Source organism: Sphingomonas aracearum (genome assembly GCF_003345355.1).
In the GTDB taxonomy this organism is placed as follows: domain Bacteria; phylum Pseudomonadota; class Alphaproteobacteria; order Sphingomonadales; family Sphingomonadaceae; genus Sphingomonas; species Sphingomonas aracearum.
This window is the reverse complement of record NZ_QQNB01000002.1, coordinates 586,559-599,294: the sequence shown is the minus strand read 5'-3', so window position 1 is coordinate 599,294 and position 12,736 is coordinate 586,559. Positions and strand designations below refer to the sequence as shown.

The 12,736-nt window shown below is 66.1% G+C and carries 15 protein-coding genes; 4 read left to right on the top strand and 11 right to left on the bottom strand.

The features are described 5' to 3' along the window. Positions 1 to 20: 20 nt before the first annotated feature. Positions 21 to 416 carry a winged helix-turn-helix transcriptional regulator gene (locus DVW87_RS10175; protein ID WP_114687660.1) on the bottom strand — a complete coding sequence of 132 codons (396 nt, stop codon included), beginning with the start codon at positions 414 to 416 and terminating at the stop codon, positions 21 to 23. A gap of 122 nt (positions 417 to 538) precedes the next feature. Between DVW87_RS10175 and DVW87_RS10170 the strand changes: the two genes are divergently transcribed. Further along, positions 539 to 1,195 carry an NAD(P)-dependent oxidoreductase gene (locus tag DVW87_RS10170; RefSeq protein ID WP_181814792.1) on the top strand — a complete coding sequence of 219 codons (657 nt, stop codon included), beginning with the start codon at positions 539 to 541 and terminating at the stop codon, positions 1,193 to 1,195. Between the two features lie 271 nt (positions 1,196 to 1,466). Here DVW87_RS10170 and DVW87_RS10165 read toward each other — a convergent pair whose 3' ends face one another. From DVW87_RS10165 to DVW87_RS10120, 10 genes are all read right to left on the bottom strand, one after another. After that, entirely contained in the window at positions 1,467 to 3,008 is a 1,542-nt protein-coding gene (locus DVW87_RS10165; RefSeq protein WP_147276251.1) for a CehA/McbA family metallohydrolase, read from the bottom strand. Next, complete coding sequence (locus tag DVW87_RS10160; RefSeq protein ID WP_114687657.1) at positions 3,008 to 4,138, bottom strand: Ca2+-dependent phosphoinositide-specific phospholipase C; 1,131 nt, start codon at positions 4,136 to 4,138, stop codon at positions 3,008 to 3,010. The genes DVW87_RS10165 and DVW87_RS10160 overlap by 1 nt, the downstream gene beginning before the upstream one ends. Then, positions 4,132 to 7,236, bottom strand: coding sequence for a TonB-dependent receptor (locus DVW87_RS10155; RefSeq protein ID WP_114687656.1), 3,105 nt, complete (start codon positions 7,234 to 7,236; stop codon positions 4,132 to 4,134). Before DVW87_RS10155 ends, DVW87_RS10160 begins: the two co-directional genes overlap by 7 nt. 107 nt (positions 7,237 to 7,343) lie before the next feature. Next, positions 7,344 to 8,291: a FecR family protein gene (locus DVW87_RS10150; RefSeq protein WP_114687655.1), complete on the bottom strand. Its 948-nt coding sequence runs from the start codon at positions 8,289 to 8,291 to the stop codon at positions 7,344 to 7,346. 127 nt (positions 8,292 to 8,418) lie between these two features. After that, on the bottom strand, positions 8,419 to 8,916 hold the full coding sequence (locus DVW87_RS10145; RefSeq protein ID WP_181814791.1) for an RNA polymerase sigma factor: 498 nt from the start codon (positions 8,914 to 8,916) through the stop codon (positions 8,419 to 8,421). 16 nt (positions 8,917 to 8,932) lie between these two features. Further along, the gene (locus DVW87_RS18225) at positions 8,933 to 9,403 is read right to left on the bottom strand and encodes a hypothetical protein (protein WP_220149811.1); all 471 of its coding nucleotides are present in this window, start codon (positions 9,401 to 9,403) and stop codon (positions 8,933 to 8,935) included. 590 nt (positions 9,404 to 9,993) lie between these two features. After that, complete coding sequence (locus DVW87_RS10135) at positions 9,994 to 10,398, bottom strand: hypothetical protein (RefSeq protein WP_114687653.1); 405 nt, start codon at positions 10,396 to 10,398, stop codon at positions 9,994 to 9,996. Then, positions 10,395 to 10,559, bottom strand: a complete 165-nt coding sequence (locus tag DVW87_RS10130; RefSeq protein ID WP_114687652.1) for a helix-turn-helix domain-containing protein — start codon at positions 10,557 to 10,559, stop codon at positions 10,395 to 10,397. The genes DVW87_RS10135 and DVW87_RS10130 overlap by 4 nt, the downstream gene beginning before the upstream one ends. A gap of 93 nt (positions 10,560 to 10,652) precedes the next feature. Continuing rightward, positions 10,653 to 11,297, bottom strand: coding sequence for a hypothetical protein (locus tag DVW87_RS10125; protein ID WP_114687651.1), 645 nt, complete (start codon positions 11,295 to 11,297; stop codon positions 10,653 to 10,655). Between the two features lie 63 nt (positions 11,298 to 11,360). After that, on the bottom strand, positions 11,361 to 11,594 hold the full coding sequence (locus tag DVW87_RS10120; protein ID WP_114687650.1) for a helix-turn-helix domain-containing protein: 234 nt from the start codon (positions 11,592 to 11,594) through the stop codon (positions 11,361 to 11,363). Between the two features lie 140 nt (positions 11,595 to 11,734). Here DVW87_RS10120 and DVW87_RS10115 point away from each other — a divergent pair, with 140 nt between their 5' ends. From DVW87_RS10115 to DVW87_RS10105, 3 genes are read left to right on the top strand one after another with little or no spacing between them, the layout of a single operon-like run. Continuing rightward, positions 11,735 to 12,004 carry a hypothetical protein gene (locus tag DVW87_RS10115; RefSeq protein WP_114687649.1) on the top strand — a complete coding sequence of 90 codons (270 nt, stop codon included), beginning with the start codon at positions 11,735 to 11,737 and terminating at the stop codon, positions 12,002 to 12,004. Positions 12,005 to 12,007: 3 nt separating this feature from the next. Further along, a complete protein-coding gene (locus DVW87_RS10110; protein WP_114687648.1) occupies positions 12,008 to 12,490 on the top strand; it encodes a hypothetical protein in 483 nt (160 codons plus the stop codon). Positions 12,491 to 12,492: 2 nt separating this feature from the next. Continuing rightward, entirely contained in the window at positions 12,493 to 12,735 is a 243-nt protein-coding gene (locus DVW87_RS10105; protein ID WP_114687647.1) for a hypothetical protein, read from the top strand. Position 12,736 lies beyond the last annotated feature (1 nt).

Below are 12,736 nucleotides of genomic sequence, written 5' to 3'. Positions count from 1 at the left end.
CCGGTGCAGGCGCCCGCCCGCTAATCGTCGCGCGCGGCCTCGTCGTTATAATGCTGGCGCGCCGCCTCGATCTCCGACTGGTGATCGCCCGCCCACAGCGCCAGTTGCGACAAAGGCTCGGTCAGCGAGCGACCGAGCGCCGTCAGCGCATAGTCCACCCGTGGCGGGATGGTGGCAAAAGCCGTCCGGCTGACGATCCCGTCGCGCTGCAACCCGCGCAGCGTGAGCGTCAGCATCCGATGCGACACGCCGGGGATCGCCCGCATCAGGCCGTTGAACCGCAGCGATTCCGCCTGGGACAGGTGCCCCACCACCATCACGGCCCATTTGTCCGCGATGCGGTCGATGATCTGGCCGAGCGCCTTGCATTCGGACGCCGTGCCGGATGCGGGAGCAACGGGGGGCTCTGCGATCATGGATGTGCCCAAGGTAGAAAATCCTGCGTTCTTGCGGCCGGAAGGCATCCTTTTATCCTTACGCACATACTGTTCGCAAGGAGTGACCGGATGACATGGACGACCGACAAGAGCCTTCCAGCATGAGGATCGCGGTGCTCGGCGCGACCGGCGCGACCGGCAGGCTGACGGTCGAACGGCTTCTCGCTCACGATCATCGCGTCGTCGCGGTGTCGCGATCGCCGCTCCGGGAGGCCAGCGACGAGCCGCGCCTCCTCAGCCAGGTCGGTGATCTGACCGATCCGGCATTCCTCCGCCCGGCGATCGAGGGCTGTGATGCGATCATCTCCTGTCTCGGGCAGAACCGCGCCTCCAGGAGCCTGTTCGCGCGGCGCACCTCGCCGGCCGACCTTCTTCGGCGTGTTGCCGAGGCGACCATCACGGCGATCGGCGGGGGGCCGCAGCACCTGATTTACATGAGTGCGTTCGGCGTCGGTGCCGACCGCCGGCGCCACGCGCTTCTCTTCCGCGTCATCCTGCGCCTGAGCAGCATCCACGCGGCGTATCTGGACCACGTGCAGGCCGAGGCGGCGATCGCGCGATCCGGGATCCGCTGGACGATCGTGCGCCCACCGGGGCTGTCAGACGCCGATGAGGAGATTGCCCTTGTCGACAAGAGCGACAGCTGGTCCTCGTTCGAGACGGTGTCGCGGCGGTCGGTCGCCGGCTTCCTCGTCCGGTGCGCAGAGCAGCACGGCCCGCTCGGCGGGACGATCACTATCGGCGCGCCCGCCAGCTGAAGGAGGGAGCCGGCGGCCCGGCCTGGATGTCGGGATAGAGGTCGTGCGGCAACTGCATCGGCCGCTCGAGCAACATCGAAACGACCGCAATCTTCATCGCGGATCAGGCGGCGCGAGGACCTTGCCAGGATTTACTGGGGCGTGCTTAGTCCTGCGGCCAAGGCACGTCGGGAGCGCGCCCCGGCGTTGCTCGACAAGTGGGCGTGACAGCGCAGATGATTCTGTCACGCAGCCTTCGCCTTTCGGCATGGCGAGTTGCCTACGGCCGGCCTTACTCCACATAGATCGGGTTGCCGATCAGCACGCGGCGGCCGTCGGCGGTGCGTATATCGGCGCGGATCCAGTGCGCCTTGTCGCCCGCGGCGATGGTGAAGGGCACGGCCGCGTCGGAGCCCACGACCTGTCCGCCCGCCGGCAGCGCGACGTGGCGACCGTCGACGATCAGATCCACGCGGTGGTCCGCTGCACCCTTGACCTGCACCGTGCCTCGGATCGGCCGCCCCGCGCGGCGGTGCAGCGTACCGCCCATCGCGACTGCCGGACCGCCGGCGACGCTGGCCGACAGGTCGAGCAGCCGCTCGGGATGCGCGCCTTCCAGATCGATGAACACGCGACCCGAACGCACGCCGGCGAGGATGCCGGCCTGCGACAGTTCGGCGGCATGCACCACGGTCGCGGGCGTGCCGACCGCCGACTGGGCGCCCACCGGCGAACTGCCGGCGCGGCCATCGATCGCGTCGTGATTGTCGCTGCCGCCGATCGCGGTCAGGTGAAAGCCCTGGTCGAGGAGCTTTTCCCACCAGGCCGTACCCGATCCCTCGCCGTCGTCGAACTTGTCACCATGCTCGGCCGCGATCCCGCCATTGGCGACTTCGATCGCGCCGACCTTTTTATAATCGGTGCCCGGCGCCGACCAGCCGCAGCCCAGGCAATTCTCGCCGGTCGGGATTTCGGGATGATTGATCGAAACCAGGGCGCCGGTGGCCTTTGAGGCATCGAACATCGCGTTGATGTCTTTGTGCCCGACCGGGCCGACGCGGAAGTCGACGAAATCGGTCACGCCGATCAGATTGTAGTGGCCATATTGGGTGGTCATTTCGCGGCCGGGGATCGTCAGCAGTCCGTCGAAATAGGGCGCGATCGTCGCCAGCTCGGCGATGTGCGAGGTCACGTTGTGATCGGTCACCGAGACGAAATCGAGTTTGTGCGCCCGGGCCGCCTGCAGCGTGAAATAGACCGGGCAGGGGACGGGATTGCGGCTGGGCTCGCTGCGGCACACGGCATCGCTGTGGCCGGTATGGGTGTGGAAGTCGCCGCGATACCAGCCGGCACCGGCCTTGAGCGGCGTGGCCGACAGTTGCTGCGCGGCCGGGCCGCGATCGAAATGGACGCGCAGCTTCCAGGGCGAGACCGCGCCCGGGCGCAGGAAGGCCACCGCTACGCTCAGGCGCCATTTCCCTGCCGGCAGCGGCCCCGGCAGATAGGAAGTGGAGGCGAAGGTCTCAGCGATGGTGATCCTTGGCTTGATCGCGCCGCCCCAACCGCGCTCGCGCTGCGGATCGTAGAGGCCGAGCACCAGATAGATGCCCTTGGCCGGATCGGCGCCCTCCATCTCGATCGTCATCCTGGTGACGTCGGCGGGCACATCGAACGGCAGCTCGCGATAGCTGCCGCGATCGGCATCGGTGAACGTGCCCGAAAGCACCAGGTCACCCGAAGCGTCCGGCTGCGCCGCCGCGGGCGAGGGGACGACCTGCGGCAGGGTGGGCTGGGGCAGGGCGGCGGAGGCGGCAAGCGCGAGCAGGTCGAACATCATTTTCCTCGTTTCGAGCGAGATTGCATGGAGCAGGGCGCCGTCACCGGATCGCAGCGGCGCAGGCGATCGCCGGGCAGCGCGGCGCGATAGGCATAGCCGTGCGGATTGGGGACGCCGTCATAATAGTCGCTGCTGACGAACTGCGCGCCCGAAGCGATCGCGGCATGGAGGCGGGTGCGATCGTTGCTGCGCGCCTCTCGGGTGTCCGCATCGGCACGGGTGCGCACCAGGAAGCCGGCGCGGACCAGACGCGTGATCTCCGCTTCATGCCCGCGTGGCTCCTGGATGTTGAAGATCGCCGCTTCGGCATCCGCTTCGGGGTAGTAACCGAACATCGCGCGCCCCTGCAGCGAGGGATGGCCGGCGCGATAGAGGGCGTAATGCCGCTCGTTTCCGTCCAGCACGAACAGGAAGCGCCCGCGCGCGGCATCGAGCCTGGGCCACGCATGGGCGCGGACCGCCTGCGCCAGCGTGGCGCGGGTCCCACGCACGTCGTCCGGGCGGATCAGCTTGTCGCGGCCGATCATCGCCAGGATGTCCGCATCGAGCGCGTCGAGATCGCCCGCCTCGAACTTTGCGTCCTGCAGCCAGAAGCCAGCGATCGGCGGGAAGTCGCTGGCGTTGACCAGCACGGTCACCGGCAGATGCCCCGGATGTCCGTCCGACCAGCGGCGCAGCACCGCCAGACAGTCGCGGAAGCTGAGGCAATGGCTCTCGAAGTCGATTTGCGGGAAGTGCAGCACCTTGGCGCCCGGTGCCATCATCGCCCCGTGCGCCGCCCTGGCGAGGAGCTGGTAGGGCGTGGCATAGCGGCCGCCCTGCGGATCGGGCGCGACGTCGATTTCGATCTGGCGGATACCCAGCGAAAGCTGCGCCTCCAGCGGAGGATGGCCGTAATCGAGGCCATCCCGATGCTCGGGCGCCAGTGCCTCGATCCGCGCCTGCGCGGCGGGGGAGGGATAGTGTTTGTAGCTGTTGTGCGAGCCGAGCTGCTGCACCTGATCGAGGCGCAGCGAACCCGGCAGGCCCTCGACCTGGTCCGCCTCCCGCGCAGGCGCGGGAGCGGCCAGACCGAGCGACAGCAGCGCCGCCGCAAGCAAGCGCAGCGCGCGCCGCCGCCTTACCATTGGAACGAGGTGGTCAGCTTAAAGAACCGGCCGGTTTCCACATAGGAGCCGTTGCCGCCGCCATCCTGGGTGCCGAGATAGCGCGTGGACTTGCCCATCGTCTTGTAGAAGCTCTCCTGGTTCAGGATGTTCTGCACCTGTCCGGAGATCGACCAGTTCGGCGTCAGGCGATACGTGGCGTTGAAGTTCAGCTGGCGATTGGGCTGGAGATAGGTGTCCAGCTGGTTGTTCAGGCTGAGCAGCTGGCGGCCGACATATTGCCAGGCGAGCCGGGCCGAGAAGGCCGGCCGCTCGTAGAACAGCTCGGCATTGTAGATCACGTGCGGCGCGCGGGGCAGCACGGTCTTGCCATGGCCGGCCAGGCCGCTGTCGGCCTTGCTGTCCTGCAGCGTGGCCGAGCCTTCAACGCCGAAGCCGCCGAGGAACCCGCCCAGTTCGAAGAACTGCTTCCGGGCATGAAACTCGACGCCGTAGAGGTCGGCGGCGTTGCCGTTCTCGGGCATGGTGTAGGTGATGCCGCCGATCACATCCGCGCCGTTGCTTGCGCTCGGCGTGCTGCCCGTGGCGCTGGCGGTGAAGACGAAGTTGGTCAGGTGCTTGTAGAAACCCGCGATTTCGATGACGGCGCTGCGATCCGGATACCATTCCGCGCCCAGATCGACATTGGTGGCCTCGGTAGGCTTCAGATCGGGGTTCGAGCGATTGACGAACAGCAGCTGGTTCTCCTGTCCGGGCAGGGTGCTATAGCCATAGGTCTCGGGACCGGCGATCAGCGCAAAGGCAGGACGGGCGAAGCTGCGGCGGGCCGCGGCGCGCACCACCATGCGATCGTTCGGGCGCCAGGCGAGGTTCAGGCTGGGCAGGAACTGGTTGTAGCGATTACCGTCGCTGGTGAAATAGCCGGTGTCGTTCGGCGAGGCGCCCGCGCTGTCGGTCACCGTGACCCAGTGCGTCGCACGGAAATCGGTGTGCTCGAAGCGAAGGCCGGCGACGAGCTGGACCGGGCCCAGCATCGCATCGCCCTGGACATAGGCGGCATAGACCGTCTCGGTGCCGGTTACCGTGTTCCGGTTGTAATCGTTGACCGTGTAATAGCCCGGGTTCGGCGATCCGTCCGGCGTGAACTGGTTTGAATAAGCGTAGGGCAGGATCGCATTCTCGAAATAGGCACGATCGTAGAAGCGGAAATCGGGATAGTTGCCGTTCATGAAATCGATGTTGCGGCCGGCCAGCGACCCCGCCGTCGGCCCCACCGCCGCCGTTGATCCCGGCCGGCTGCCATCGGCGGCGGGAATGACGAAATTGTCGCCATTGTTGCCCAGCAGCCCGCGATCATATTGGGCACGATCCGAGACGCTGAGGTTCGCGCCCCATTTCAGGTGCTGGAGCACGCCGCCGGCGGCATAATCCATGTCCAGCTTCAATTCGAACAGATTGTCGTCCGACTTCACGTCGCGGCCCTGAAACTTCCAGACGCGGATCGACTCCGCGCTGAGGATGCGGTCTCGATAGGCCGGGTCCATGAAGGTCAGGCCGATCCTGGTGGGGTCCGAGGTGTCGATGGTCGCGCCGCCCACCGGATTGCCTGCGCTGTCGATCAGCAGGCTGGTGTCGCTGTACATGCTGCCTTCGGCATAGTTCGGCCGGCGCTGCTCGCCATAGCCATAGGAGGCGCGCAGCGACATGCTGAGCTTGTCCGCCACGGCGAAGTCGGCGCCGCCCTGGATCGTGGCGAGCTGCGAGATCTGGTCGCGCGCCTGGAAATAGCTGCCTGCCAGCGTGCCGAGCGGCAGGTAATTGCCATTGGCGTCATATTGCGGCGCCGCGCCGATCTGCGCGAGGACCGAAGAGGTCAGACTGTGCTGCACATCGACCGACGACACGTTGTAGTGGCCATAGGAACCCCGCATGAAGGCGGAAAAGCCGTCGTCGCGAAAGTCGAGCGAGAAGTTGCCGCCATAGCGGGTGATCGAGGAGTCATAGAGGTCGAAGCGAACGCCCTGCGGCGTCAGTTCGTCGCGCGGGGCATTGGCGGTGGCGGGAACATATTGGATCGCCTCGGTGCTCTCCGCGGCCGATTTGCGCTGCTCGTAATAGCCGGTGGCGTAGAAGCCGATATTCTCGTTGGCGCCGAAGATGCCGCCAAGCTCGACCTGGCCGACGCCGCCAAAGGCCTTGAAGCCCAGCCGATCCGCGCGATCGTTGTAATTCGCGCCGCCGGTCACCTTCAAATGGCGGCGGCCGTACTGGAAGCCGTCGGGCGTATCGATGTTGACGGTACCGCCGATCGAATCGCCATAGTCCGACGCGCTCGGGGTCTTCGACACGCTGGCCGAGCGCAAGCCATAGGGGGCGACCATCTTGAGCGAGAGCGCGCGCGTGGCGGGATCCGCCTCGGCCACGCGCATGCCGTTGATCGAATAGGCGTTGTAGCTGGAGTCGATGCCGCGGATCGACACATATTCGGCCTCGCCCGTCGCCGCCTGGCCCAGGCCCATATCGGCATAGGCGGTGACGCCGGGGAGCACCGCCAGGATGTCGACGATGTTGCCGCCCGGTCGGCGCGCGATCGTCTCGCCTGACATCACGGCATTGGTGCCGATCTGCCGCCGCTTCCATTCCAGCGCCTTTTCCTCCTCCAGCGGCACCGTGCCGGTGACGACGATCTCCTGATCGGTCTGGGCTTCCTCGCCGGCGAGAGCGGTGTTGTCCTGCATGCCCGATCCGGCGGGCGCGTCGGGCAGTTGCAGCGCCACGGTCGCGGCACGGGCGGTTTCGGCCCCTTGTGCCACGCCCAGCACCACCGTCCGCCCATCGTCGCTGCGGACCTGCAACCCGCTGCCCAGGATCAGCCGGCGCAACGCCGCCTCGCGGCTCATCTGGCCGCGAACGCCGCCCGAGCGGAGATGGGCGATGGAGGCGCGCGGGAAGAAGATCTGCACGCCGGCCTGGCGGCCATAGTCGGTGAGGGCGCCGGCCAGCGGCTGTGACGCGATATCAAAGCGCCGCTCGGCAGCGGGCATCACGGGCGCCGCATAGGCGGCAGTCGTCATCAGCAGCGTCGCGGCGAGCGACGCCCCAGTGGTTTTGGCGAACATGGAGGAACCTTTTTGCGACCCGAAGGTTTAGGAGGGTTGGTTTTTTGAAGCCTTCCCTTGCAGAGACGATCCAAAGACCCGGCGCCGCCATATCGGCGCGGATTTTTTTACCGCGTCAGCAGATAGGCGCTGTTGGACTGCGACACGCGAACGCCGAGACCCGCCGAAATCGCGCGAAGGAAGGCGGTCGGATCGGTCGAGGTGAAGCGGCCGCCGACGGGGATGCTCGCCAGCTCGCGATCGACGATCACGATCTTGCGGGTGAGAAAGCGGTTATATTCCTCCACTGCGCTGCCCAGCGTCGCATCCTGGAACAGGATCTCGCCACTCTGCCAGGCAATCGTGCCGGCGACTTGCTCGCTGGTTGCAGGACGAACCACGGCGGTGCTCTGCGACACCAGCAGGCTGGGTAGCCGCGGATCGGCCCGCACGAGGCGGCCGCCCGCATCGGTCACGCTGGCGCTTCCGGCAAGCACGAGCAGGTCGACCGCCTCGCTGCGCCGGCGCAGATTGAATCGGCCCGGAGAGAGCCGGATTGCCTTGCCATCGTCCTGCACTATCGCGCGGGGACCGTCTCGCAGCGCGAACGACACTTCGCCGCGCTCCACCCAGAAGGTGCGCTCGCGGTCGGAGAAGCGCCACGACAGGCGCGAATCGGTATTGAGCGCGGCCATGCTGCCATCGGGCAGCCGCAGCCGCTTGTTCTCGCCCAGAGCGGTCGTCGCGCTGCTCCAGGCATAGGCACGGGTCACGCTGGTGCCGGCCGCGACGATGCCCACTGCCAGCACCGCACAGGCTGCCCGCAGGAGCTCGCGCCGGGCCGGGCGGACGGGAAGCGGCGGCTGGGCGGCACTTGCCGGCTGGGCCTCGAACCGGTCCCACATCGCCCAGGCGCGGGCGAAGGCGACCGCGTGTGCCGGGTCGGCGGTGCGCCACGCGTCGAATGCGGCTTCGTCGAGCGTGCCGAGCTGATAGCGTGCCAGCCAGGTGGCCGCCTGCGCCGCGGCCGTGTCGTCCGCGTGTACCGGTTCGGGATTGTCGCCTTGCCGCGTCACGCGGCGGTCATTTCGAGCAATGCCATATCCCTAAGACGAACCATGCCGTGCCAACCGCCATGCCGGCCGCCAATCGGCTGGCGCAAAATAAACGGGAAGGGAAGGTCGCGCGAAGGGCCGTTCGGGCTCAGCGCTCTTGCCGCAGCCGTTCGGAGGCTGCCCCGTCCGATGCGTCGCCCGCTCGGCCCGGTTCGAGTGCCCGGGTGAGCAGGTGGATGGCACGGGCGAGCCGCTTTTCCAGAGTCGAGAGGCTCACTCCCAACTCGCTTGCGATCTGACGAGGCGATTGGCCCTCGATGCGTCGCCGCTCGAACACCACGCGACAGCGTTCGGGCAAGGCGTGCAGCGCCTCGGCGAACGCCTTCATCTGCTGGCGGCCCTCGACGATCCGGTGCGGATCGGGCGCGTCATCCGGCAGATCGTATTCGTCGGCATCGGCGAAGTGGCGGAAATCGACGATCTTGGCCCGCCGCATGCGATCGATGGCGATGTTGCGCAGCATCTGGAGCATGTAGGTGCGGGGATTGGCGATTGCCGACCATCCCTCGGTGGTCAGCATCCGGGCGAAAACGTCCTGCACCAGATCTTGCGGCTCATCGCTGCCCGTGCGGAGCCGGCGCGCCACGATCAGCAGCTCGCGCTCATGCGGCAGCACTTCCTGCGCAAACCAGCAATCGATAGGTCGGATGACGGTCACGTGATCTCGCGACGTTGCGAACAGGCAGGCCGATAGCCGCAGCAAATGTCAGTTCGGGGACAGTCAGGGCAGATGATGCAGCGCTGCCGCACGAGCCGCGGATGCGCAGGTTGTCCGAAGTCGGGGGCGGAAAGGGCGGTGCGAGCGTCCGGACCCGGGTTCTTGCGGTGATGAAGGGGCAGAACTGTTGCGGGGCCGTGCCTTTCCTGCTGTCTACCCGCGCCGGGGCGTCAGCGCTGACTTCAGTATCGCGGACGAGGCCGGGAAGCGGCATAAGCGCGGGATGACCGCCGGCGATCCGACGACGAACGATGGGGAAGCGGTGCATCCCGAGGCTGCGGTCGCCCCGGGCTATCTGGCGAACCACGCTGCTCGTGTGTTCAACCGCAGCGTCGATGCAGCGTTGCGCGAGCATGGGCTCTCGCTCGGTCTCCTGGCGCCTGTCCTGCTGCTGTCGTGGAAGGGGCCTAGTCACCTCATTGAATGCGGCAGCTGTGGCCGAATCGAGGGCCCGTTCAGTCCGCAGGAAGCCTTGGACCGTGCAAGCAGGGCGGCCATGCTTCCGCAGGACCTGCGCTGCTCAACCTGCTGACAATCCACGGATCGGGGACCGCAACCGTATATGTACTAGCACCCGATCCGTGGATCGGGGCGCGAAGAAGCCGGGCCGGTGGGCCAGAGAGGAAGTGAGGAAGGAAAGCGGGTTTCATGAAAGGAGGAAAAACATGAGTAATACCCGTCAATGGCGCGCCAAGCCGCGCACTTCCAAGCCCAACTCTCGCCAGAAAAGGAATGGTCTGTTCCTGGATGCACACCCAGACTGCCAGGTGTGCGGGTGTCCCTCGATCGAGGCGCATCATACGCTGGCCAAGGGGCATCCCCTGCGCTTCGAGTGGCTTTACATGCTCGCTCTCTGCCAGCGGTGCCACGTAGAAATTCACCGCCCCAGGCCGGTGCCCAAGGCGGTGAATATGGCAGTCTCAAAGTAGGAAAGGGTGGGGCGCTCTAGTTCGAGCTAGGGCTGCCCCACTTGCCGCACCCAATCGGATAGACGCGGTACAGCGCCCACCAGAGAACCCGGCGCTGTTTGGCCGAGGGGAAGCGCTGGCGCATTGTCGTCAGGCAAACCCCTTTCTCGAAGTCGGTGAGCCACACCTTGTGGATGAGCAGGAAGCGGATCCAACGCCGATTGTTCATCTGGTTCATCTCCGCTCGCGGTGCCGGCACACTGGGCGTCCAATGGTGGGGCGGCCGCGGGCCGGTAATCTTGGCCCGCTGCGGCTTCGCGACGTGGGGCGTGGCTGTGACCTGCGGCACGACGATCCTTGGCGTAACGGTAGGCTCCACATCACGGTGGACCGGCGATCCGAGATCCAGCGCCATCTGCTCGGCTTCCTCGCCGCGGCTCACGCGGCAACTCCCGCGATTGTGTCGATGCAGGTGGCACGCACCAGCGTGCGGCCCCGCACCTTCACGGTCAGCAACTGCTGGTCCGAGATCAGGCGATAGACGGTTGCGCGAGATACCGAGAGGATACGGCAGGTGTCATTGATCGTGTGCAACTTCTGCATTGTCGTTCTCCGCTTTGGCGAACCGGGCTGATTCGCCTTCTGCGGGGATCCAATTGACGCATGCCGGAGCAGCGGTCGCAGTACGAACGGGTGTTAATAGGTGTTAATTGCCTCTGCCGGCTCGATGACAGCGTGCCATAGATCGCGAACGACCGGCTTCATCGTCTCTTCTGACATTGGGTTGTCGCCCATCCGATCCATGATGTTCCGGCGCAGGTTGGCTTGGCTTCTCTGCTCTCGTGCATTGAGCCGATCGTCTTGAGCGATGCTGACGACCGTGCACCAGAACCGAAACCAAGCATCATTGTCCCGTGGCCGCCCAGCTCGGCGGAGGGGAGGGGAGGCGGGTCTCGCCTCATCAAGCCCGTGCTGTCGAGCGAAGGACTCCAAGCTCACGCGGTCGAACCGTATCTGCTCGAAGCGGTAACTGTCGTCGCCTGACACTCGTTTCAGCGTGAAGACGTCGCCGGACCAGAATGGATCAAAGGCCTCGGCTTCGATCCGGTGCCAGTAGCTCCCACGCACCCGCGCATTGTTGCCGGGGTGCTCAGCCCCGCTGTCCATTATTTTGACACGCGAGTGAGCCCAGACCTCTACATCGCCGCGGCCGATCGCCGCTCCAATCTCGCGCATGGCGACGATGACGTCGCGACACCGTTGCAACAACCGGCGCGCCTCAATGGGCGACAGCGCGGCGGGTGGTGTCACCGAGGACGGGGCAGGAGAATCGAGCGACATGCCCGAACATCGGCCGCGGCTAGTAAAAATCCGGTCAGCGACGCTCCAAACAGTACAGCCTAGCTAATCAGCGAGGCGGACGCCTACGCCTGCCCGGCGGGATGTCTCGCCGTCCTGGATGAACACCACTCCCGCAGCTTCAAGCGCAGTGCGCATCGTATCGATCGAGATCTGCTGGACTGCTTGGCCGCTTTCGAAACGCCTGACCGTCACCGGGCCGAGTCCTGCCGCCTGCGCCAGTTCGGCCGACGACCAGCCGAGGAGTGCTCTTGCCGCGCGGCATTGTTCAATCTTCATCGACGGAGACAATTTATATCAGCAACCACTTGAACACCCTGACACGCACTGATACAAACTATATCGGCAGACGGCCGGAAGGGGAGGGCTCAATCTCCCTCTCCGGCCTGACCACACACCTATTCAGGAGGTGAATGGCTATGATGACCCTAACGGCCGACGTGCGCTCGGCCAAGATCACGCGCACATCTTCCGGTCTTAGCAAGAACACCGCACGTGCGGTGGATATGGCGCGCCTGCACCTGCGCACAGGCAATCCCGGCGCCTATGCCCGCGCTCTCGCTGGCGAGCACCGCGCCACCAACTCGCGCCAGCAGCGTGCGATCGAAGCGGTGATCGCCGCTGACGGTCGCGAACGCCTGTTCACCCGGCACCCGGCCAACGGCTGCCTCATGGCGCGGGAGGGCTGATTGATGCTTATGCTTCCCGCCACCGCGGCGAACGCCGCAGCCACAATCGACGCAGCGACCCCAATCCGGGTCATGCACACCCGCTACGAAGCCGCGATGTCCGCCGCCAACGCGCTGGACGAGGCGAAACTGGAGCTAGGCGACAGCCCCGCCGACAGGCAGCGCGAGACCCGCTATGAGGAAGCGATGGAGGCTGCCGACGCCGAGGGCGACGCACTCCGGACGGCGATCTTCTACCAGGTCCCGACGACCTGGACCGACGCGCTGATCTTGCAGTACCACATCACCGTCGCGCACGGCCTGCACACGCCAGGCAAGGAGCCGCCGCACGAGGCTGCCGCACTCACCACTGCGATAGACACGCTGTTCGACTTCATAGCCACCGAGGTGAACGTGGACCATGAGGCGATCGGCGACCGCTTCAAGGCCGCCACGATGCGAGTCTGGAACCGCCGCCGCTTCCGCACAGCAGAGCTGGAGGGCTGAGCATGCAAGACCTTGACGACGTTCAGCGCACCGCGGTCCTCCAGGAGGGCGTCTCATGCGCGCTCGCCACGGTGCACGCGATCAACGCGGCAGACCTGTTTCGCGACCTGCCGGCTGACCCGGCTTCGCAGGACCGGCACAATCACGGACTATGGCTGCTGGCTATGCTGAATGACCATCTCCGGCGCATCCAGGAGCAGGTCGACACACTCGACGCCGCTGCAACGGCAATGGTGGGGGGCTGAC

Bases quoted from the DNA above. Each gene is read 5' to 3' on its own strand.
- DVW87_RS10175 (WP_114687660.1), bottom strand. From the start codon at position 416: ATGATCGCAGAGCCCCCCGTTGCTCCCGCATCCGGCACGGCGTCCGAA.
- DVW87_RS10170 (WP_181814792.1), top strand. From the start codon at position 539: ATGAGGATCGCGGTGCTCGGCGCGACCGGCGCGACCGGCAGGCTGACG.
- DVW87_RS10165 (WP_147276251.1), bottom strand. From the start codon at position 3,008: ATGTTCGACCTGCTCGCGCTTGCCGCCTCCGCCGCCCTGCCCCAGCCC.
- DVW87_RS10160 (WP_114687657.1), bottom strand. From the start codon at position 4,138: ATGGTAAGGCGGCGGCGCGCGCTGCGCTTGCTTGCGGCGGCGCTGCTG.
- DVW87_RS10155 (WP_114687656.1), bottom strand. From the start codon at position 7,236: ATGTTCGCCAAAACCACTGGGGCGTCGCTCGCCGCGACGCTGCTGATG.
- DVW87_RS18225 (WP_220149811.1), bottom strand. From the start codon at position 9,403: ATGCTCGCGCAACGCTGCATCGACGCTGCGGTTGAACACACGAGCAGC.
- DVW87_RS10130 (WP_114687652.1), bottom strand. From the start codon at position 10,559: ATGCAGAAGTTGCACACGATCAATGACACCTGCCGTATCCTCTCGGTA.
- DVW87_RS10125 (WP_114687651.1), bottom strand. From the start codon at position 11,297: ATGTCGCTCGATTCTCCTGCCCCGTCCTCGGTGACACCACCCGCCGCG.
- DVW87_RS10120 (WP_114687650.1), bottom strand. From the start codon at position 11,594: ATGAAGATTGAACAATGCCGCGCGGCAAGAGCACTCCTCGGCTGGTCG.
- DVW87_RS10115 (WP_114687649.1), top strand. From the start codon at position 11,735: ATGATGACCCTAACGGCCGACGTGCGCTCGGCCAAGATCACGCGCACA.
- DVW87_RS10110 (WP_114687648.1), top strand. From the start codon at position 12,008: ATGCTTATGCTTCCCGCCACCGCGGCGAACGCCGCAGCCACAATCGAC.
- DVW87_RS10105 (WP_114687647.1), top strand. From the start codon at position 12,493: ATGCAAGACCTTGACGACGTTCAGCGCACCGCGGTCCTCCAGGAGGGC.